Origin of the sequence: Polynucleobacter sp. 80A-SIGWE (assembly GCF_018882295.1) — a bacterium.
Classification (GTDB): Bacteria; Pseudomonadota; Gammaproteobacteria; order Burkholderiales; family Burkholderiaceae; genus Polynucleobacter.
On record NZ_JACVOR010000002.1, the window covers coordinates 109,545 to 130,761 of the forward strand.

Below are 21,217 nucleotides of genomic sequence, written 5' to 3' on the forward strand. Positions count from 1 at the left end.
CAAAAAATGACAGCAAAAAAAGATCAAGATTCAAAAATAGTGTCTAGCGATAGAAGGGGTTTTATGAAAGCCTCTGCCATTACTGCAACAACTATGGGCATTGGTTTTGTCGCTGCCTCTGAGCCAGTCTTAGCTGCGGCAATTGAAACAGACTTTGCCGGCATTAAGGCTGGTGAGCAAATGATTCCGGTCGGAAGCTTTCAGATGCCTGCCTATGTTTCTCGTCCAGAGAAAGCTAAGGGCAATTTACCAATCGTGATTGTGGTGAGTGAAATTTTTGGTGTTCACGAATACATTGCTGACGTCACACGTCGGTTTGCAAAATTAGGCTACCTGGCGATTGCCCCAGAATTCTTCACTCGTGCTGGTGATCCGAATACTTATGGCACGGTTGCTGAGATTCAGAAAAATATTGTTGCACCAACTACCGACATGCAAGTGCTGAATGATTTGCAAGCAGCCTTGGTGTGGGCCGGCAAGAATGGCGGCGATTCGAAAAAGGTGGGCGTCACTGGATTCTGTTGGGGCGGCCGTATTACATGGCTCTCAGCTACCCTGCCTCAGGTGAAGGCTGGTGTAGCTTGGTATGGTCGCGTCATTGGTGAAAAAACAGAAGGCAACCCGCGCCATCCGGTGGATATCGCTGCCGATCTGAAAGCGCCTGTGCTGGGCTTGTATGGCGGTGCTGATACTGGCATCTCTTTAGAGAGTGTTGAGCAAATGCGTGAAGCGCTTGCAAAAGCAGCTCCAAAAAATCCAGTAGCTAAAGCCTGTCGTTTTGAAATTTACCCTGATGCACCGCACGCTTTCCATGCTGACTACCGAGCAACTTATCGCGAAGGTCCAGCTAAAGATGGCTGGGAAAAGTGCGTTGCCTGGTTTAAACAAAACGGAGTTGCATAATTTCTATGTCAGTACTGCAAAGCATCTTGTTGGTAACAGCGCTAGCGGGAACAGCTAGCGTTCTCGTTGCCGCAAGTTTTTCTTTGTCTTTGCTGTCAAAGATGGTCCACAGCATGGTTAGTGTGTCAGTTGGTATTTTGCTGGCCACTGCTTTGCTGCACTCGCTGCCTGAGGCATTTACGATGGCGGGCGCGAGCCCTCAGTTGCTATTTGCAACCTTACTGGCAGGACTCTTGGGATTTTTCTTGCTGGAGAAGATTGCTTTACTGCGCCACAGTCATCACCATGAAGGAGATGGTCATGGTCACCATCACGGTCATGATGCTGAGGTGGCGGGTCGTAGCGGTTGGATGATTTTGGTCGGCGACGGCCTACACAATTTTGTTGATGGTGTTTTGATTGCCGCAGCATTTATGGCGGATTACCAGGTTGGTATTTTTACTGCGATTGCCATCATTGCCCATGAGATTCCCCAGGAGATTGGGGACTTCATCGTATTGCTCAATGCGGGATTCTCTAGAACTCGCGCCCTGATGTACAACTTCATTTGTGGTTTGTCTGCGGTAGTGGGCGGTGTACTGGCTTACTTCTTCTTGGAGAAGGCTCATGCAGCGATGCCATATTTGCTCGTGATTGCATCAAGTAGCTTTATTTACATTGCGGTGAGCGATCTCATTCCGCAAATGCATCGACGCCCACATTGGGCTGAGTCTTTACGTCAAACGATTTTGATTGCTTGCGGCGTTGGCTTTGTAATCTTGCTCTCGCTGCTGCATTAAAGCGCCACTGGCCGGCTCGGATCGGCACACCATTCACTCCAACTGCCTGCATATATACGCGAACCTTTGAGGCCAGCGATTTCCATGGCAAGTAAGTTGTGGCAGGCCGTTACTCCAGAACCACACTGGTGAATTACTTCAGAGGGTTTGGTAGTTCCCAAGAAACCATGAAAATCTTTGAATAACTGCTCCGCAGGTTTGAATGCTTTGCCGGTGAGATTTTCTCTAAAGCAGTAATTGATTGCGTTGGGAATATGTCCGCCAACCGGATCTAAGGTTTCATTCCGTCCATGAAAGCGATCGTTTGCACGAGCGTCAACAATGACATTGGTTTTGGCTTGAAGATTGTGAACAACCTCTTCTACCGTTGCCAAGCCAACATAAGGCATTGCTGCCACAGGAGCACTTGTGGCTTGAGGCTGGCGTGGCAGGGTGCCGATTGGGCCATTCCAAGCATCTAGACCGCCATCCAATACTTGAACATTGGCATGACCAGTAGCTTTGAGCATCCACCACAAGCGACTGGCATAAACGGAGCCTTGATTGTCGTAGGCGATCACCAAAGTTTTTGAATCCATTCCTAAACGGGATTTTGTTTGTGCCCAGGCTTCAGGAGTTGGTAGTGGGTGACGACCATTTTTACCGGTCTTAGCGCCAGATAAATCGTGATCTAGATCGACGTAGAGTGCGCCCGGAATATGGCCTTCTAAATATGACTTTCTGCCTGCGAGTGGGTCGACTAAATCAAAGCGGCAATCACATAGCAAAACATTCTCGCCACTATTGAGGATTTCTTCTAACTGGTTTGCAGTAATGAGAGGCGTCATGATGGCTTCCTAATGTTGGCGATGGGTGTTACTGGATTATGCGCCCTGATAGTTCATGGCACGACGGTACCATTCATGGAAATGTTGCATACCGTCTTCCATCGGGCTTTGATATGGCCCCACTTCATTTTGACCGCGGGCTAGTAGGGCGGCGCGACCAGCATCCATGCGCTCTGCAATCTCATCATCTTCGATGCAAGTTTCCATGTAGGCCGCACGTTCTGCCTCTACAAACTCACGCTCAAAAAGAGCAATCTCTTCTGGGTAATAAAACTCGACGATATTGCGTGTTTTGTTCGGACCCATTGGGTGCAGGGTAGAGACGCATAAAACGCCTGGGTACCACTCCACCATTACATTGGGGTAGTAGGTCAGCCAGATAGCGCCATGGCGCGGTGTCTTACCCTCATGGTGGCGCAATACTGCTTCATGCCACTTTTGGTAAACCGGTGATCCTGGCTTCTCTAAGTTTTTGTGAATGCCCACAGTTTGTACGCTGTGCCAGTCCCCGAATTCCCAACGCAAGTCTTCACAAGAAACAAACTTACCTAAACCTGGATGAAATGGAACGACGTGATAGTCCTCAAGATAGACCTCGATAAAAGTCTTCCAGTTGTAATTACATTCATGGACTTCAACGTGATCGAGAACATAACCTTCAAAATTAAGATCATCAGCTACGCCGAGTTTGGCAAGGTCAGTGCGTACATCACGCGGACCTTCAAATAAGAGTCCTTGCCAATTCTGCAAAGGCGATTTGCCTAAATTGAGGCAAGGCTTATCTTCAAAATGGGGTGCACCCATGAGTTGACCATTTAAATCGTAGGTCCAGCGATGCAAAGGGCAAACGATGTTGTCCGCCTTACCTTTGCCATTGAGCATGAGTGCTTGGCGATGACGGCAGACATTGGAAAGAAGTTCAACGCCTTGGGCATTGCGAACCAGCAGGCGCCCCTCATTTTCTGAGGTCAGGGTTTGATAAGAGCCAAGCTCAGGAACCATGAGTTCGTGACCAACATAGCCTGGGCCCTGCTTAAAAAGCAGTTCAATTTCACGCTGATAGAGATCAACGTCAAAATAGGCCGAAACCGGCAGTTGTAAATTGGACGGCGCAAGCTGCTGCGCGGTAGCCAGATTAGTCATTCTCCCCACCCCCGAAAACGTCAGCCGAAGCTAAGCGGAATAACCAATCCAACCATCGACGGATCGATATTGGAAAGGAAGGAGGGGATTATACCCATCTGACCCCCGTCTCGCTTTAATATGTAGGGCTACACAGGTAAGAAATTTGAAGGAAATAAGCCAATGCCAGCGAAGAAATCTGAGGGTCAGAAGCCCGGTCTTGAGGTTCAAATCGACCCCAACTTGCGTTACGAGCAGGCGGTAAAGGAGCTAGAAAAGCTGATTTCTGATATGGAGTCAGGCAAATTCTCCTTGGAAGAGACACTTTTGGCTTATCAACGAGGCGCAGCGCTCTTGAAACATTGCCAAGCCATGCTTGCTCAAGTTGAGCAACAAGTTCGAGTATTTGAAGCGTAAGTTACGCGCAAATTAAACCTTCATGAACAACATGCTTTCATTCGAGGATTGGGTTCGCGCTTACGGGCGGCGAACTGAATCGGCTTTAGATAATTTGCTTGATGCAGCTAATACCAATCCTGCGCGCTTGCATGAAGCTATGCGTTACGCCGCTCAAGGTGGTGGCAAACGCATTCGTCCTCTCTTAGTTTATGCCGCTGGTGCATTGAGTGATGAGGCAAATCAAAGCGCATTAGATGCTGCTGCTGTGGCAATCGAATGTATCCACGCCTATTCATTGGTGCATGATGATTTGCCTTGTATGGATGACGATGACTTGCGTCGTGGTCGACCTACAGTTCACAAGGCCTTCGATGAGGCGACTGCTTTGTTAGTTGGCGATGCATTACAGACTCGTGCATTTGAGATTTTGGCAAACGCACAGTGTGATGCTGATACACGATTGGCTATGATCAGCGCCTTAGCTAGCGCATCTGGTTCGCGTGGAATGGCAGGTGGCCAGGCAATTGACCTCGATAGTATTGGTAAAAAATTAGACCTCGCTGGTTTAAAGCAAATGCATGCGATGAAAACCGGTGCTCTACTTTCTTGCTCCGTCCAGATGGGTGGTATTGCTGCCAAATTGAATCCTACCCAAATGCAGCATCTCCAAAATTACTCTGAAGCTTTAGGTTTAGCTTTTCAAATTGTGGATGATGTTCTCGACGCCACTTCGGATAGTCAAACCCTGGGTAAAACCGCTGGAAAAGACGCTGCTAATGACAAGCCAACCTATGTCACCTTGATGGGTTTAGACTATGCACAGAAAGCAGCAAAAGATTTGCAAGAAACCGCAATTGCTAGCTTAGAGAGTTTTGGCTCTAAAGCCCAGGCTCTAAAAGATTTGGCTCTGTTGGTAGTTAATAGAGGCAAATAAGATTACTGAAGATTTGATGACTTTAAATTCCATTCACTCCCCTGCAGACTTAAAAAAAATTCCTCGCGAACAGCTTGCTGCGCTTGCCGATGAGTTGCGTCAGTTTGTGTTGGATTCTGTTTCTAAAACAGGTGGACACCTTTCATCTAATTTAGGAACGGTTGAGTTATCGATTGCGCTGCACTATGTATTCGATACACCACAGGATCGAATCGTCTGGGACGTGGGTCATCAAAGCTACCCACACAAAATTTTGACCGGTCGTCGTGAGCGCATGAATACCTTGCGTCAGTTTGAAGGCTTATCTGGTTTTCCGCGTCGCGCTGAAAGTGAATACGATGCCTTTGGTACTGGCCACTCTTCAACGAGTATTTCTGCGGCAATGGGTATGGCACGTGCCTTCCAAACCAAAGGTGAAAAACAAGTTGCGGTTGCGGTGATTGGCGATAGCGCCATGACTGGTGGCATGGCGTTTGAAGCTATGAACAATGCTGGTGTGTATGACGACTTGCCATTGGTAGTGATTCTGAATGACAACGATATGTCGATCTCGCCAGCAGTGGGTGCGCTCAATCGACATTTGGCCAGATTATTGAGTGGCAATATTTACTCTGCAACGAAGAAGGGTATTGATAGCGTTTTATCGATTGCCCCTCCATTGCGTGAGTTTGCAAAACGATTGGAAGATCATGCCAAGGGCATGGTTTCACCATCAACCATTTTTCAAGAATTTGGTTTTAACTACTTTGGACCAATCGATGGTCACGATTTAGATGCGCTCATTCCGATGTTGCAAAACGTACGCCGCTTGGCGCTTGAGGGGCGTGGCCCACAGTTCTTGCATGTCGTGACGCGCAAAGGTCAAGGCTATGAGTTGGCTGAAGCAGACCCAGTTTTGTATCACGGCCCCAGTAAGTTCAATCCAGAAGAGGGTGTTAAGAAATCTACTGGCACAACTCAAAAAACCTTTACCCAAGTATTTGGTGAGTGGCTCTGCGATATGGCGCATGCCGATCCATTATTAATTGGTATTACGCCAGCAATGCGCGAGGGCTCTGGTCTCGTAGAGTTTGAGCAGAATTTCCCGAAGCGTTATTACGACGTCGGCATTGCAGAACAGCATGCGGTCACTTTTGCTGCTGGCATGGCATGCGAAGGTATGAAGCCAGTAGTGGCGATCTATTCAACCTTCTTGCAACGTGCTTATGATCAACTGATTCATGATGTTGCGATTCAGGATCTTCCAGTGTTGTTTGCATTGGATCGTGCTGGCTTAGTTGGCGCAGATGGCGCAACGCATGCCGGCGCATATGACATCCCATTCTTACGTTGCATTCCGAATATGTTGGTTTTGACGCCTGCTGACGAAGCAGAGTGTCGTGATTTATTGACTACAGCATTTCATCAGCCACACCCAAGCGCAGTTCGCTACCCACGTGGCGCTGGTGTTGGAACCATTCCTTCAAAAGAATTGCGTACCGTGCCATTGGGCAAAGGTGAGTTGCGCCGTAAGTCCAATGCACCTGCAGGTCAGCGTATTGCAATTTTGGCTTTCGGAACTTTGCTTTACCCAGCACTTGAAGTGGCCGAACAAATTGATGCCTCAGTTGCTAATATGCGCTTTGTAAAACCATTAGATCTTGAGCTTCTTAAATCTTTGGCGCAGGACCATGATTATTTTGTGACGATTGAGGATGGTGCGATTCAGGGTGGTGCTGGCAGTGCTTGCTTAGAAGCGCTCTCCGCTATGGGTATCAATAAGCCCCTATTGCAACTAGGTCTTCCAGATGAATTCGTGGAGCATGGCGATTACAAACTCTTGATGAGTAAGTGTGGCCTAGACTCTGAGGGGATTGCGAAGGCTATTTCCCTGCGTTTTCCTATGAAAACTGCTGCAAAACCTGTGGTTGCAGGCAAATAAGTCATTTTTGCCTGAAAATAGAGTCATGAACGACATCAACACCGCCTTTCTCAAGCCGCAAGCCATGCCGGATATTCAATCCTCGCATGATGAACGCGCTTTGCCAATTGAGCAGGTGGGGATTCGGGGATTGCGTCATCCATTAACTATTCGCACTCAGACAGGCGTCATGCCTGCTGTTGGTAATTTTGAAATGGATGTGGCTTTGCCTGCGCATGTGAAGGGCACCCATATGTCCCGTTTCATTGCGCTCTTGCAAAAACACAATGAGCCTATTGATAGCGCATCTGTAGTTGCAATGGTCCGTGAGATGTTGCCGCTACTCAATGCAACAGAAGGCCGCATTCAATTTACGTATACGCACTTCGTCAAAAAAGCTGCGCCTGTATCTGGTGTTGAAAGCTTAATGGATTACGAAGTAACTTGGATTGCGAAAGCTAAACAAACTTCGTCTGGCGCAATCGACGTTGAGTTAAACCTTCGTGCCTTAGTTCCAGTGATGAGTTTGTGCCCTTGCTCGAAAGAGATTTCTGAATATGGCGCACATAATCAACGCTCACATGTAACGATGTCTGTTGAGCTTGATCCACAGACCAAGATGACAGTAGAAGATTTAGTTGCAGCCGCTGAGAGCCAAGCCTCTAGCGAGTTGTGGGGCTTGCTCAAGCGTCCTGATGAGAAGTGGGTTACTGAGCGTGCGTATGACAATCCAAAGTTTGTAGAGGACTTGGTGCGCGATGTTGCCGGCCAACTTAAAGGCGATGATCGCATTTTGTCTTTAGTAGTTGAGGCTGAGAACTTTGAGTCGATTCACAATCACAGCGCCTACGCCAAAATTAGTCTGACGAAGTAAGCAGCATTAAAACGAGATTTACTTAAGCGAGATTATTGCTCGCCAAATCCCAACGGGGTTTGATATCAAAAGCACCCGAAGTAGTTGAGCCATTATTTTCTGCCAACATGCGTAGTGCTCCAGCAAATGCAATCATCACGCCGTTATCAGTACATAGATCGACTGGTGGGTAGTGCACTTCAAATCGATTCTTCTTAGCGCTGGCATTGAGAGCTGCGCGTAATTGCGAATTAGCACCCACTCCACCCGCAAGCACCAAATGTTTGCAAGCAGTTTGCTTCAATGCTTTCTCTGATTTGCTAACCAGAACCGCCACCAATGAGTCGACAAAACTGCGTGCGAGATCCGCATGAAATGTTGCAATTTCATCAGCATCAGTAACGCCTAGTGCCTCAAATTTTTTCACCTGGTTCAGAACCGCCGTTTTGAGTCCGGAGAAGGAAAAATCCAAATCTCCCGAATGCAGCATGGGTTTGGGTAGGTCGAATCTTCCAGATTGGCCTTTTTCTGCCAATTTAGAGATGGCGGCACCACCCGGATAGTCCAAGCCTAGCAATTTGGCTGTTTTATCGAAAGCTTCGCCAGCAGCATCGTCCAAGGTTTCTCCCAGAAGTTGGTATTTGCCAACCCCGCTGACCAGCATTAACTGGGTATGTCCACCCGAGACTAAGAGGGCAATAAAGGGGAATTCCGGCACTGAAACCCCTAAAAGCGGAGAAAGTAGGTGTCCTTCAAGGTGATGAACCCCGATGGAGGGTAAATTCAGGCCTTGGGCCAAGGATTTGGCAAAAGCGCTCCCTACAAGCAGGGCGCCAGCCAAGCCGGGTCCCTGGGTATAGGCAACAGCATCAATATCCTTTAATTTGAGTCCAGCCTCATGCAAAGCATCGTCCAAAAGGGGCAAAACCCGTCGTATATGGTCTCTAGAGGCTAATTCTGGGACAACGCCTCCATAGTCCCGGTGCATGGCTATTTGGGAGTGCAAAGCCTGTCCTAGGATGCCTTGATGGGCTGGGGCGTGGTTTTCCCAGGGGGAGGTGTCGTATACGGCCACCCCGGTCTCATCACAAGAAGTTTCTATGCCTAAAACAATCATTTTTTTGCTTGGTCGTGCTAGAATCGCGTTTCAGTTAATTTTTCGATATTTTTCGAGCATATACGAGTTAAACAAGTATGACTACAGTCCGCCTCCGTGAGAACGAACCTTTTGAAGTGGCATTGCGCCGTTTCAAGCGCACCATTGAAAAAAATGGTCTTTTGACAGACTTGCGTGCCCGCGAGTTCTACGAGAAGCCAACGGCTGAACGTAAGCGTAAAAAGGCCGCTGCTGCTAAACGCCATTACAAGCGTATTCGCAGCCAGATGTTGCCTAAAAAGCTTTACTAATCGAATTTAAAAGCTCTCCTCACCGAGAGGCTTTGAAACCCGCTGACGGTGAAACGCAGCGGGTTTTTGCTTTTGAATCGCCAGCAATTTATTAGATACTGAATACCGGGAAAAATGCCATGAGTCTGAAAGATCAAATCACCGAAGATATGAAAAACGCAATGCGTGCAAAAGAAGTGGCGCGCCTTGGAACTATTCGTCTTTTATTGGCAGCTATCAAGCAACGTGAAGTGGATGATCGCATTGTGATGGATGATGCGAGTGTGATTGCTACCGTTGAGAAGATGATTAAGCAGCGTAAAGACTCCATCTCTCAATTTGAAAAAGCCAATCGCAATGATTTAGTCGCGATTGAAGCTGCTGAGATGGTCATTCTGCAGGATTACTTACCTGCACAGCTATCTGATGCTGAAGTGGAAGCGGCCGTGGCTGCAGCAGTTGCATCTACTGGTGCGGCTGGCCCGCAAGACATGGGTAAAGTGATTGGTGTTCTTAAAGGTCAGTTGGCTGGTAAAGCTGACATGGGCAAAGTTTCTGGTTTAGTAAAAGCTGCGCTCGCCAAGTAAAGTAAAAGTAAGCCTCATCCACTACTGATGGCTCTCATACCCCAATCCTTCATTGCCGATTTATTAAATCGGGTTGACATCGTAGATGTGGTTGGGCAGCACGTGAAGTTAAAAAAAGCGGGTGCGAACTATCAAGGTTTGTGCCCCTTCCATTCTGAGAAGTCCCCTTCATTTTCGGTATCACCTACCAAGCAGTTCTATCACTGCTTTGGTTGTGGAGCACATGGCTCTGCCATTAGTTTCCTCATGGAGTATTCCGGTCTTGGTTATGTAGATGCCATTGAAGACTTGGCACGCTCTGCGGGATTAGATGTACCGCGTGAAGAGCGGACTGCGAATGACGTTGCGCGCCAACAGCAAACCATGGCCTTAAGTGAGGTCATGAGTTCAGCTGCAGATTGGTATCGCCAACAGCTTAAAGTAGCGCCTCGTGCAGTTGAATACCTCAAGGGGCGTGGCCTCACTGGTGAGATCGCTAAGCGCTATGCCTTAGGTTATGCGCCTGATGGTTGGCAAGGACTTGAAGCAGTCTTTGGTACTTATGCAAATGATGAAGTGGCAAAGACTTTGCTTGAAGGCGGCTTACTTATTCAGAGTGAGCAGACTGAAAATAACCAAACTGCAAGACGCTACGATCGCTTTCGTGATCGCATCATGTTTCCGATTCGCAATCCCAAAGGTCAGACGATTGGCTTTGGTGGACGCATTCTCGATCAAGGTGAGCCCAAGTATTTAAATTCTCCCGAGACGCCGCTGTTCTCTAAAGGCAATACGCTCTACGGATTGTTTGAAGCGAGACAAGCCATTCGCTCACAAGAATATGTTCTCGTGTGTGAGGGCTACATGGATGTCGTGGCACTTGCGCAATTGGGTTTCCCTAATGCTGTAGCCACATTGGGCACAGCCTGTACCGCAAATCACGTACGTATGTTGTTGCGTCAAACCGATCGCATCGTGTTTTCATTTGATGGTGACTCTGCTGGTCAGCGTGCCGCTCAGCGTGCGTTGGAAGCATGTCTACCCTTAATGTCTGATGACAAAGAGATTCGTTTCTTGTTCTTGCCAACAGAGCATGACCCAGATAGCTATGTCCGAGCCTATGGTGCGCCTGCCTTTGAAAAAGTCATCAAAGAAGCCATGTCGATCTCGAGCTTCTTCTTCAAGATTGCTAGCCAAGACCATGAGTTGACTACACCAGAGGGCAGAGCGCAAACGCATCACGCGGCAAAACCTTTATTGCTATCAATGCCACCAATTGCTCTGCGTACACAAATCTTGCGTGAGTTAGCTATTCGAACCAATTCAACGCCTGCAGAGTTGGAGTCTTTCTGTGGGTTGACGGTAGCGCCTGCACCAGTGCAGCAAGGGTCTTATGCGACAACGAATCAGCGTGCACCCAACTTCGTGCAAGCTAATAGCGGCAATAGGACGCAAGGTGCACCGTGGCAAGCATCTAAAGGCTCAGCCAAAAGAGCGCCCGTCCAAAATATTCCACCACCTCAAGCACCTACAGATTTAGCGGAGCAGATGTTGCGTGTCTTGATTCAGTTTCCGCATTTAGGAAAAGCTTTAGATGCCAATAAGAGGGCACTTGCTTTGCAGGCTTCTGAATTGCGTTCAGAAAAAGCCTTAGAGCTTATGAAGGATTTGTTAGCTCAATGTGATCAGGTTGAATTGATTCCTGGTGAGAATGGCAAGCCACCATCAGTAGGCGCTGGCGCATTTGCACTTTTCCAAGATCAGTTATCCCGTAGTGAGCTTGCCCCACTCTATGAAGTATTGAGAAAGCGGGTGATGGGTTCTGATTTAGACCTTGATGGTGCTGTTGCCGATCTTGAGGGGGCATTCAAAAAACTGGAACTTACCCATCTCAAGATGGAAATGACGGAAATCGCCCAAAAGATCGCTGGAAGCACGGCTAGCGAGCAAGATCGGGCTCGATATCGCGAGTTGGGCGAAAGATTGAAATTCTCCTAAGAATTTTCTGATTTAGCCCTAGAAAAACCCGAAATTTACCCCATATTTTGAGTGTGGAAGGGGGTAAAAAAGTCGCAATCGACTATAATCCTCTATTCCCAGAAAAAAACCGATTTAATTCAGCCACTTGCGCTTTATTTTGAAGAAATTTGGGGCAAGTGGACAAAGTAGCTGCGCCTAAGCAGTCGAGAACAATCATCAGTAACGTGAGTAAGTGCTAATAAATGCCAAATATTAAGAAAAAACCAGCAGCTAAATCAGCCAAGCCAGTAGCGAAAGCCAAAGCACCAGCAAAGCCAGTGGCGAAAGCGAAAGCACCAGCTAAACCAGTTGCCAAGGCAAAAGCTCCGGCTAAGCCAGTGAAAGCAGCAGCTAAGCCAGCTAAGGCGCCAGCAAAACCAGCACCGAAAGCAAAGGCTCCAGCTAAACCTGTAGCAAAAGCGAAAGCACCAGCTAAACCAGTGAAGGCTCCGGCTAAAGCGGCTAAGCCAGTTGCTAAGGCAAAGACACCAGCTAAACCTGTAGCGAAAGCACCAGCCAAACCAGTGAAGGCTCCTGCAAAGGCAGCAGTTAAACCAGCTAAGGCAGCAGCTAAGCCTGTAGCGAAAGCACCAGCTAAACCAGTAAAGGCTCCTGCAAAGGCGTCAGCTAAAGTTGAAAAGCTTGATCCTGCTAAAAAAGGCAAAGTTGTCGCACCCAAAGTTGAAGCGGTGAAGGAAGCCAAGCCAGCCAAAGAAGCTAAAGAAGTTAAAGGCAAAAAGGCTAAGGAAGTTCTAGTAGAGGGCGTGGTTACTGAGGAAGTTAAAAAAGGTCGCAAGCCAAAGGCGGATGCCCCTGCAGAAGGTGCTGAGCCAGTATTAACTGATCGTCAAAAAGCACGTGAGCGCAAAGCAAAAGAAAAAGCACTCTTAAAAGAATTCGCAGCACAACAGTTGGGTTCTGAAGAGCAACAAGAATTACGCCGTACCCGCTTGAAGACATTGATCAAGATGGGTAAGTCCAAGGGTTATTTAACTCATGGCGAAATGAATGACGTGATGTCAGATGAATTGTCTGATGCGGATGCATTAGAAACACTCATCAGTCTATTAAACGACATCAACATTACTGTTTACGAGCAAGCTCCAGATGCTGAAACGCTTCTTTTAAATGAGAATGCCTCGGCAACAACTTCTGAAGAAGAGGCTGAAGAAGAGGCGGAAGCCGCTTTAGCTACTGTTGATTCAGAGTTCGGTCGTACAACCGATCCAGTGCGTATGTATATGCGCGAGATGGGTACTGTTGATCTCTTGACTCGCGAAGGCGAGATCGTCATTGCGAAGAAGATTGAAGCTGGTCTTAAAGACATGGTGATGGCTTTGGCCGCTTGCCCTGTCACGATTGGCGAGATCTTGGCTAACGTAGATAAGATTGCTAGTGGTGAGATGGAGATTGATCAGTTCGTAGATGGATTGGTTGACCCTAATGCAGAAGATATTAAGCTCGGACCAGAAGAGCCAGAAGTTGACCCAGATGCTGAAGAGGGTGGCGAAGAGGGTGAAGACGAAGGCGGCGGTGGCGGCGGTGGCGCAGCTACAGCTAATGCCAAGCAATTAGAAGAGTTGAAGCAAATCTCCCTAGAGAAGTTTGCGATTGTTCGTACGCAAGCTGACAAGATGCGTCGTGCATTTGATAAGGAGGGTTACAACTGCCCCGCTTATATCAAGGCACAAGAAGCTATTCGTGGTGAGTTGCTTGGTTTCCGTTTGACTGCAAAGAGTGTTGAGAAGTTATGTGACACCATGCGTTCACAAGTGGATCAAGTTTGGAAACTCGAGCGCGGTATTGTGAGCTTGTTGGTTGATAAGGTTGGCGTCAATCGTGGTGAAGTATTAAAAGACTTCCCTAAGATGTCAATGAACCTCGAGTGGACTGCTAAGTTACTTAAAGAAAACAAGCCATACACAGCATTGTTGCAACGTAATGTTCCAGCGATTCAAGAACTTCAACAGAAGTTAATTGATATTCAAACTCGTGTTGTATTACCACTTCCAGAATTAAAAGAAGTGAACAAGCAAATGATCGCGGGCGAGAAGCGTGCGCGTGAAGCAAAGCGTGAGATGACCGTTGCCAACTTACGTTTGGTAATCTCGATTGCTAAGAAATACACCAACCGCGGTTTGCAGTTCTTGGATTTGATCCAAGAGGGCAATATCGGTTTGATGAAGGCGGTAGATAAGTTTGAATACCGTCGTGGTTATAAGTTCTCTACTTATGCAACTTGGTGGATTCGTCAGGCAATTACCCGTTCTATCGCTGACCAAGCGCGTACGATCCGTATCCCAGTTCATATGATTGAGACGATCAACAAGATGAACCGTATTAGCCGTCAGATCTTGCAAGAAACTGGTCATGAACCAGATGCTGCAACCTTGGCACTCAAGATGGAAATTCCTGAGGACAAGATTCGCAAGATTATGAAGATCGCTAAAGAGCCAATCTCAATGGAAACACCAATTGGTGACGATGAAGATTCTCATTTGGGTGACTTCATTGAGGATGGCAATACTTTGGCTCCGGCTGAAGCGGCATTGCATGACTCCATGCGCGATGTTGTTAAAGACGTTCTCGATTCATTAACACCACGTGAAGCAAAAGTATTGCGTATGCGCTTTGGTGTTGAGATGAGTACAGACCATACTCTCGAAGAAGTAGGTAAGCAGTTTGATGTAACGCGTGAGCGTATTCGTCAGATCGAAGCTAAAGCTTTGAGAAAAATGCGTCATCCAAGCCGCAGCGACAAACTCAAGACCTTCCTCGAAGAAGATTGATCCAAAGACTAACGGGCCTATAGCTCAGTTGGTTAGAGCAGAGGACTCATAATCCTTTGGTCCCAGGTTCAAGTCCTGGTGGGCCCACCAGCAACAGAGCCACTAACGTGAATAGCGTTGGTGGCTTTTTTCTTTATGGGGTCTAAATATTCAATCTGGAGCAGGCTGTGATTGCACTGGAAGCTTTAATGGGTGGGGATAGATTTACTCTAAGAGATTCTTGGGGGCTCGCCTTTAAGGCGGGCAAGCTCTCGACCCAAGTTATTGAGAAGGTGATGATCAGATATAGGAAGTGACAGCATTTCACCATTTGCAATTTTTTCCTTTGGGGCAAAAGCGGAAATTACCTCATAGCTAGCTTGAGCATAATTACCAAACTTTATTGCTTTTAAGGCTTCAGTTAGTCTATCGAGCTCCCATTTAGATGGGTTTCTATTTTCTGAATTTATTTGCCTAATAGCTTCTTCGAGCAAATTCTCACAAATTATTTTTTTATCTGAGGTGTTCTGTATAGAATGCGGCCATCCGTTAGGAATCATTGCGGTTACTGTCTTAATCTTCATTAAAGTTTTTATCTTGGTTTTTCGATATTCGCAGACCTTCTTTCTAACTTTCTTTTTTCTGCGAGCTTCAGTTTCTCGGGTTCTGTATAGATCCTCTCGAGCAAGGAGTGAGTAAAGTCTTTTAGATCCTCTATTTCATGTAGCGATAGGCTTCCATCATGAACCCCATCATTGCCATCATCTTTAATGCAAGTAGCCAGCGTCCTTAGTGAGACGGGAATCTTATTATTATCAAACAGCCAGGTTAGCCTAAGACCAAGATCCCTTCTTGTTTTTTGAGGGATATCTTGTTCAGATTCTGGTGGGAGCAGGCCTTTTGTTGCTAAATCTAAACAAAGTCTAAACATGGCCCCAGACGCATTAAAACAATCTATTGATTGGCATTTAAGCGCCTCTGAGTATGCATTCTTAACATTGTCCGGTAAATGCTCGGGCAGTTGACCTATGCTTCTATTGGATGTATTGATAAATCCTTTTACTTTTAAGTAATCGTTTAAGGTAATTTTTAATGATACAAATTTGCCGCCTCCAATTAATGACTTTGAGGTGTAATCTTTTTGCTCAAGAACGAATATTGTTCCCTTGCCACAATGTCTGCATGTACAAAAAGATTCGTGTACTTCTTGCCAGTCGTAGTTAATAGCTTGTAGTTGTGTGGCTAAAACATCAAATGTGATTTTTTGTGATCCGCAGCGGGGGCAATCATAAACAAGTTCTGCCATATTTTTCCTTTGTAATTCCTAGAACTATCTCAGGTTTTGTTATTTTCGGCAATCTTGTTCAATCTGGAACAAATGCGCTAAGCTATGAGTATGAAATATTGGTGGGTTAATCAAAAGAAAACACATAAGCAGGAGATTCCTGGCGGCTTCCTTTGGTCTCCAAAGATTAAGTCAAATGGAGCTCGCAATCAGTTTTGGGACAACATGACTCTTATGGAAGTGGGCGATGTTGTGTTTTCCTACTACTTTGGCGAGATCAAGGCAGTGGGTGTAGTGACAGAGCCAGCGCAGACCGCAATCAAGCCTGACTTTGGTAAAGCAGGTGATAACTGGTCATCTGAGGGTTGGTATGTAAAAGTTGAGTTCAAGCCATTAGACAACCCCATCAAACCCAAAGACTATGCTTCTGTTCTTTTGCCGCTAATGCCAGACAAGTATGCGCCGCTTAAAGACAATGGCGATGGCCGCGAGTTTTACTTAACTGAACTTCCTGAGCCTTTTGCCAAGGAGCTAGAGAGGCTAATTGGTAATGAAGTTGATATAAAAGTTGCACAGTTAACGGATGAGATTGATCTTATATCTGAGCCAGCAGTTGATATGGCCTTAGAGGAGGCCTTAATTGGTAGGACGGATATAGGCCCTACAACAAAGTCACAACTTGTTAAATCACGACGCGGACAGGGAATATTTAAATCCAACGTGCGGCTAAATGAGAAGGGCTGCCGCATTACTGGCATTACAAACATAAAGCATTTAATTGCCAGTCACATAAAGCCTTGGAGTGAGTCATCAGATATTGAAAAGCTCAATGGCTGTAATGGATTGCTACTTGCGCCTCACGTAGACCATCTTTTCAATAATGGAATGATTGGTTTTAGTGACAACGGTGATTTGATTATTTCTTCCAAGCTGGATAGGGATGTATTACGTGCCTGGAAGATTGGTGAAGTCTTGAATGTGGGAAAGTTCAAGGAAGAGCAAAAAGAATTCCTTGAATATCATCGTCAAAAGTTTAATTTATCGAATTAAGTCTATTGGCCGTTTTCGGCCAATAGAAGACATTCATGACTATTAGAGTTTCTGTCTGAGTTTCCCTGGAGGATAGCCAAACTTCTTTGTGAATGCGCCGATGAAGTTATTTACGTGCGAATAGCCTAGTCTGGCCGCAATCGTCTTTAATGGAACATCACTCTGCCTTATTGCCTCGTAGGCCTCAGTTAAGCGCCTGTCTGTAATAAAAGAGTACATTGACTGACCAAACTCAACGGCAAACTGTTCATTAAGTCTCTTGGATGAGATGCCAAACTTTCCGCCAAGTTCATCTAGGGTCGGCAGCTTGCCATCTAGGTTAAGTAGGTATTCCCGGGCAGAATGGGCGGCATCAATTAATTTCTTATCATTTTTCTTATGTTCAACGGGCTTATTGATATAGGAAGCCAATGCGCAGAAGTATTCAATGATTTTTGATTGGGCGTAGAGTTTTTGCAGATCACCAGACACGGTATGGGAAAAGCTCTCACGTAAGAATTTGGAAATGCTGATTGGTGTTGGTATCGCCTTAATAGCTGGTGTTGGGTCTAGCTCCAATGCTTCGTAGAGATTATTAACAATCTCATTTCCTAATAACTTCTTGAGGCTTGAGTCAGAAGCTATGACACCGTTCATTCGTAGCAGGGTACTGCTTCCATCTGCTAGTGGGGTAACGCTAAATTCCTGTGCGTGTCTAAAAAAATCAATTCCTGGTTTAAAAATAATATCCATCTTGGGAATTTCTTCTTGATGAACAGCAATGCCGCCGGTAATGGATTGAACTACAAGGGTTGGCTCGGGAAAGTTAAATGAGAATCGGCCAATGGAGATCATTTGGCCTGCGGCAGCAGGAGTGAACTCTTGCACGCCATGGACGATCAGGATGCCGGGAAGAATCTCGAGCTGCTCATAGTAACCAGCGCCAAGCTCCCTGGGGATCTGATAGTTAACCCTTTGAACCTGGTTATCGCCAGAAGTTAGTGACGCCGACTCAATTAATTGATTCTTAATTAACCAGTCGATCTTTAGTTTGCTCTGCATCGGGCCATTTTAAGCAGTTTTGATTCTATGAATTATTCCAAAACCGTCTTTCATAGAAGAAAGACATCAATTCATAGAAGATAGACATAGCTATGCACTTTGTTCGCTGTGAAAATTTTGGCAATCCCAAAAATCAAAGAAATTTGCCAAGACGCACATGAATATCAATCTACATCACAAGCCCCACATTAAATACATATTAACAAGTCTAATTATTGGGGGAGTGTTGAGCTTAAGTGCAATAAGTGTATTTGCACAGCCATCAGCTACAGATGCAGTTAATCCTACGGCTGGTGCAGCGACTACCTTAAATTCTGCGGGAACTGGAACCACTACGATTAATGGATCAACTGCCGTCTACGATAGTAGTACGGCAGGCACTGTCATTACCGGAACCAATACTAATGCTACGGCAGGGTCTGGTTCTATTGGGGTTTTAATTAACTCTAGCAATGGCTTGATTGATATTCGATCGACTGGAACTGGAGACGCTGCTCAATTTAATACCAATGGCACGACAACAACCCGTATTGGTAATACGGCAGCAGGTAATGGGGGGACAGAAATTTATGGTAGCGTTACCTCATTAAATGGTGGTGGATTGTACGTCAATGAATCATCAAATTTCCGCGGAACTGTAAATATTCAAAATCCTTCAGCAGGTAATGCTACAACAGCTTCCATCACTACATTGGGGGCGGCATCCTTTACTGGCCTGAGTGTTTCTGGCGCCTCCACCACTACCGGCGTTACAAATACCGGCGCATTAACTCAAACAGGCACAAGCAATATCACTGGTACCACTTCAATTAATACATCTGGCACATCTACCACGCAGATTGGCCACTCTGGAGGTGGGTCTGTTTCCTTGTACGGGACTTCCGTTCAAATAAATAATTCAGGTACAGGCAGTACAACTATTGGAAGTGGAACGGCATCAACAACCCAACTTTTTGGACAGAGTATTCAGATTGGTAATAATTCTGGCGCTAGCATTTCTATTGGGGCGGATCCCGCTACGGTAACTGGATCCAATATTTCATTTAATAATAATAAGATCCAAAATATTGCTGCTGCAACCAGCTCTACTGACGCTGTTAATTTGGGTCAATTGCAAAATGGAACAACGGCATTAACTGTTTCGAGTGTTAATGCTGGGTCGGGTACCATTCAAACAACGGGTGCTGTACAGTCCGGCGCTTTGAGCACGTCAGGTGCGGCCACATTAAATAGTGCCATCATTGTCAATAACGCCTCAGTTGGTGGTGATTTAGCTATCACTGGCACCACAGCTACCAACGGCATAACAAATACTGGTCATATTGCTACAAATACCATTGGAGTTGCTGGAAACGCAACTGTGGGCAGTCTGAATGCCGGGTCCGGCATGATTCAAACTACTGGGGCTGTACAGGCCGGCACCTTAAATGCAACAGGCAATACAACGGTTGGTTCGGCTGCAAACTCTACGGTCACAGTGGGTAACCAAACTGGTGGCGTTGGCACTTCGACTGTGAGCTTTAACAACAACAAACTGCAAAATATCGCGGCAGCAACAGCTCTAACTGATGCTGTCAACCTGGGTCAAGTTAACCAGTTAATAGCTAATGCGGGTGGCGCATCACCAGCACTCCAAAATCAGGTTAATGGCATTCAAAATCAAGTTAATAACTTACAAAGTCAAGTTAATCAAAATAATTTAATCGCTCAGCGAGGTGTTGCTGGTGTTAGTGCAGTTGCTAATATCCCAGCATTAGAGACTAATAAGCAGTTTGCATTGGGTATTGGTATTGGTAACTACATCAGCGCTAGTGCAATCGCCATTGGTGCTCAGGCTAGGTTATCGGAGAACGTGGTGTTCAAGGTGTCCGGTAGTTCTTCTACCGGTAACTACACTGCTGGTGCCGGCTTAGGTGTGAGTTTCTAATCATGAAGACGATAGCTAAACTGTCCTTTGCGGTTGGTTGCCTATTCACATCAACTGCATTTGCTCAGAATAGCCAAACTCAGCAAAAGGCTCAGATGCAGTATGTGGGTACATATGAGGCAGGTCAGCCTGGCGCTGGAATCTATAAGCTCTATGACCAGTCTGATGATGTTATTTGTTATGTATTGATGCCCGAGACAGCCTCTAGAAAGCAGGTAGATGGCAAATGGGTTTATGAAGCAAATTCACTGGGATCAATCAGTTGCGTGAAGGCAAACTCCCCACCTAAATCTGTTGTGAAAAAATAGGGGGGTGGATATTAATAGTCTATCGTCTGCTTCGGGTCGAGAGCAGTCTAGTTGAGTAAATTGACTCAGGAGTCTCAAATCGGCCAGTAGGAGACATCTCTACTTTCTTAGGCTGCCCGGAGCATAGCCAAACTTCTTTTTGAATGCAGCGCTGAAGTGGTTCACGTGGGCGTATCCAAGCCTCTTGGCCAAATGCTTAAGGGCAACATTGGATTGTGCAATTACTTTATGCGCTGTGTTGAGTCTGTGATTGACTACAAAATTAAAGATGGATTCTCCGTACTCTTGTTGAAACTCATCATTTAGCAAGCGAGGGGATCTATCAAACTGAGCCGCTAGAGAATTCAGGGTGGGCAGCTTGCCCTCTAGTTCCATAAGGTATTGTTTAATATCTTTTAAACGCTTTTTAGCTTGCCTACTTGTTAGGTCTTTTTTATCAGGGTTTTCGCACAAGTATTTTGTTAGTTCAGATAAAAACTCTAATACTTTGGACTGAGCAGACACCTTCCTGAGGATTGGGGAGTATTCATTTTTTAAGCATGTCTGAAGAGCGTGGTTGACATAGCTGGGGATTTGCTTGACCACAACCTTTGGTGAAGGCAGTAGCTTCAGGTTCTTAAGGAGCTGGCTTGCTAAATCTTCTCCGATGAGTGTTGTGAGGGATGCCCTGCCAATCATCACCAAGATCATATCGATTTCAGTGGAGGTGTCCATTATTGGGGTAACAGAGATCTCTTTGCAGAGGCGAAATAGGTCAACCCCTTCGCCAAAAATCAAATCATTAGTAGATAACTTATCTTTGTGAATGACTCTTCCCTTGGCGAGGGTTTGGATCATTAGTGTTGGCTCTTTGAATTTAGTTGTTACAGCAGCCAAAGGCACCAACTGTCCACTAACTTTCGGATTGAATTGAAAGTTGGAGTGATAAATCACAATGTCATTGGTTAGAAACAAGCCTTCATATCCGCCCACCCCAATTTGCTTTGGTATTGGGGCCTCAGTCCAAGGGATATCTTGGTTGTTCAAGGTTTCCGATGTTGGCTCGGAGTCCTCTAGTAACCAATTGAAATTGACTAGTTCTGTAGATGTAGGCATGAGCAGATATTACACACAACAAATACCCAAGGTAAATAGCAGGATTACATGTAAT

At 46.1% G+C, this 21,217-nt stretch carries 20 protein-coding genes and 1 tRNA gene; 14 read left to right on the forward strand and 7 right to left on the reverse strand.

What is annotated here, in order from left to right; translation table 11 throughout:
• Positions 1–6 precede the first annotated feature (6 nt).
• Both ICN25_RS05305 and ICN25_RS05310 read left to right on the forward strand, forming a co-directional pair.
• Positions 7–903 (forward strand): dienelactone hydrolase family protein, encoded by an 897-nt coding sequence (locus ICN25_RS05305; RefSeq protein ID WP_216179752.1) that lies wholly within the window; start codon positions 7–9, stop codon positions 901–903.
• A gap of 5 nt (positions 904–908) precedes the next feature.
• On the forward strand, positions 909–1,682 hold the full coding sequence (locus ICN25_RS05310; protein ID WP_216179754.1) for a ZIP family metal transporter: 774 nt from the start codon (positions 909–911) through the stop codon (positions 1,680–1,682).
• Here ICN25_RS05310 and ICN25_RS05315 read toward each other — a convergent pair.
• Complete coding sequence (locus tag ICN25_RS05315; RefSeq protein WP_216179756.1) at positions 1,679–2,509, reverse strand: sulfurtransferase; 831 nt, start codon at positions 2,507–2,509, stop codon at positions 1,679–1,681. The two genes, ICN25_RS05310 and ICN25_RS05315, sit on opposite strands and share 4 nt — an antisense overlap.
• Positions 2,510–2,545: 36 nt before the next feature.
• Positions 2,546–3,652, reverse strand: a complete 1,107-nt coding sequence (locus ICN25_RS05320; RefSeq protein ID WP_216179758.1) for an aromatic ring-hydroxylating dioxygenase subunit alpha — start codon at positions 3,650–3,652, stop codon at positions 2,546–2,548.
• A 162-nt stretch (positions 3,653–3,814) separates the two neighbouring features.
• Between ICN25_RS05320 and xseB the strand changes: the two genes are divergently transcribed.
• From xseB to folE2, 4 genes are read left to right on the forward strand one after another with little or no spacing between them, the layout of a single operon-like run.
• Positions 3,815–4,048, forward strand: a complete 234-nt coding sequence (gene xseB / locus ICN25_RS05325; protein ID WP_015421852.1) for an exodeoxyribonuclease VII small subunit — start codon at positions 3,815–3,817, stop codon at positions 4,046–4,048.
• 31 nt (positions 4,049–4,079) lie between these two features.
• Positions 4,080–4,964, forward strand: coding sequence for a polyprenyl synthetase family protein (locus tag ICN25_RS05330; RefSeq protein ID WP_370624728.1), 885 nt, complete (start codon positions 4,080–4,082; stop codon positions 4,962–4,964).
• A gap of 16 nt (positions 4,965–4,980) precedes the next feature.
• Positions 4,981–6,885, forward strand: coding sequence for a 1-deoxy-D-xylulose-5-phosphate synthase (dxs, locus tag ICN25_RS05335; RefSeq protein ID WP_216179764.1), 1,905 nt, complete (start codon positions 4,981–4,983; stop codon positions 6,883–6,885).
• A 25-nt stretch (positions 6,886–6,910) separates the two neighbouring features.
• Positions 6,911–7,738, forward strand: a complete 828-nt coding sequence (folE2, locus tag ICN25_RS05340; protein WP_216179767.1) for a GTP cyclohydrolase FolE2 — start codon at positions 6,911–6,913, stop codon at positions 7,736–7,738.
• Between the two features lie 22 nt (positions 7,739–7,760).
• Here the strand turns inward: folE2 and tsaD are convergent, their stop codons facing one another.
• On the reverse strand, positions 7,761–8,834 hold the full coding sequence (tsaD, locus tag ICN25_RS05345; protein ID WP_216179770.1) for a tRNA (adenosine(37)-N6)-threonylcarbamoyltransferase complex transferase subunit TsaD: 1,074 nt from the start codon (positions 8,832–8,834) through the stop codon (positions 7,761–7,763).
• Positions 8,835–8,911: 77 nt separating this feature from the next.
• On the opposite strand from tsaD, the gene rpsU reads away from it, so the two are divergent.
• From rpsU to ICN25_RS05370, 5 genes are all read left to right on the forward strand, one after another.
• Positions 8,912–9,124, forward strand: coding sequence for a 30S ribosomal protein S21 (gene rpsU, locus ICN25_RS05350; protein WP_011903537.1), 213 nt, complete (start codon positions 8,912–8,914; stop codon positions 9,122–9,124).
• A gap of 119 nt (positions 9,125–9,243) precedes the next feature.
• Positions 9,244–9,690: a GatB/YqeY domain-containing protein gene (locus tag ICN25_RS05355; protein WP_216179773.1), complete on the forward strand. Its 447-nt coding sequence runs from the start codon at positions 9,244–9,246 to the stop codon at positions 9,688–9,690.
• Between the two features lie 27 nt (positions 9,691–9,717).
• On the forward strand, positions 9,718–11,667 hold the full coding sequence (gene dnaG / locus ICN25_RS05360) for a DNA primase (protein ID WP_216179776.1): 1,950 nt from the start codon (positions 9,718–9,720) through the stop codon (positions 11,665–11,667).
• 224 nt (positions 11,668–11,891) lie between these two features.
• The gene (gene rpoD, locus ICN25_RS05365) at positions 11,892–14,477 is read left to right on the forward strand and encodes an RNA polymerase sigma factor RpoD (protein WP_216179779.1); all 2,586 of its coding nucleotides are present in this window, start codon (positions 11,892–11,894) and stop codon (positions 14,475–14,477) included.
• Positions 14,478–14,490: 13 nt separating this feature from the next.
• Positions 14,491–14,567: transfer RNA gene (locus ICN25_RS05370), tRNA-Ile, on the forward strand.
• Between the two features lie 119 nt (positions 14,568–14,686).
• On the opposite strand, the gene ICN25_RS05375 is transcribed toward ICN25_RS05370, so the two are convergent.
• On the reverse strand, positions 14,687–15,040 hold the full coding sequence (locus tag ICN25_RS05375; RefSeq protein WP_216179782.1) for a hypothetical protein: 354 nt from the start codon (positions 15,038–15,040) through the stop codon (positions 14,687–14,689).
• A gap of 8 nt (positions 15,041–15,048) precedes the next feature.
• On the reverse strand, positions 15,049–15,762 hold the full coding sequence (locus tag ICN25_RS05380; RefSeq protein ID WP_216179784.1) for a DUF4145 domain-containing protein: 714 nt from the start codon (positions 15,760–15,762) through the stop codon (positions 15,049–15,051).
• A gap of 84 nt (positions 15,763–15,846) precedes the next feature.
• Here ICN25_RS05380 and ICN25_RS05385 point away from each other — a divergent pair, with 84 nt between their 5' ends.
• Positions 15,847–16,791, forward strand: a complete 945-nt coding sequence (locus ICN25_RS05385) for an HNH endonuclease (protein WP_216179787.1) — start codon at positions 15,847–15,849, stop codon at positions 16,789–16,791.
• Between the two features lie 42 nt (positions 16,792–16,833).
• Here ICN25_RS05385 and ICN25_RS05390 read toward each other — a convergent pair whose 3' ends face one another.
• Positions 16,834–17,832 carry a helix-turn-helix transcriptional regulator gene (locus ICN25_RS05390; RefSeq protein ID WP_216179790.1) on the reverse strand — a complete coding sequence of 333 codons (999 nt, stop codon included), beginning with the start codon at positions 17,830–17,832 and terminating at the stop codon, positions 16,834–16,836.
• Between the two features lie 226 nt (positions 17,833–18,058).
• On the opposite strand from ICN25_RS05390, the gene ICN25_RS05395 reads away from it, so the two are divergent.
• Positions 18,059–19,759, forward strand: coding sequence for an S-layer family protein (locus ICN25_RS05395; protein ID WP_216179793.1), 1,701 nt, complete (start codon positions 18,059–18,061; stop codon positions 19,757–19,759).
• A 2-nt stretch (positions 19,760–19,761) separates the two neighbouring features.
• Entirely contained in the window at positions 19,762–20,067 is a 306-nt protein-coding gene (locus ICN25_RS05400; RefSeq protein WP_216179795.1) for a hypothetical protein, read from the forward strand.
• Positions 20,068–20,166: 99 nt separating this feature from the next.
• Here ICN25_RS05400 and ICN25_RS05405 read toward each other — a convergent pair whose 3' ends face one another.
• On the reverse strand, positions 20,167–21,162 hold the full coding sequence (locus tag ICN25_RS05405) for a helix-turn-helix transcriptional regulator (protein WP_216179798.1): 996 nt from the start codon (positions 21,160–21,162) through the stop codon (positions 20,167–20,169).
• Between the last annotated feature and the right edge of the window lie 55 nt (positions 21,163–21,217).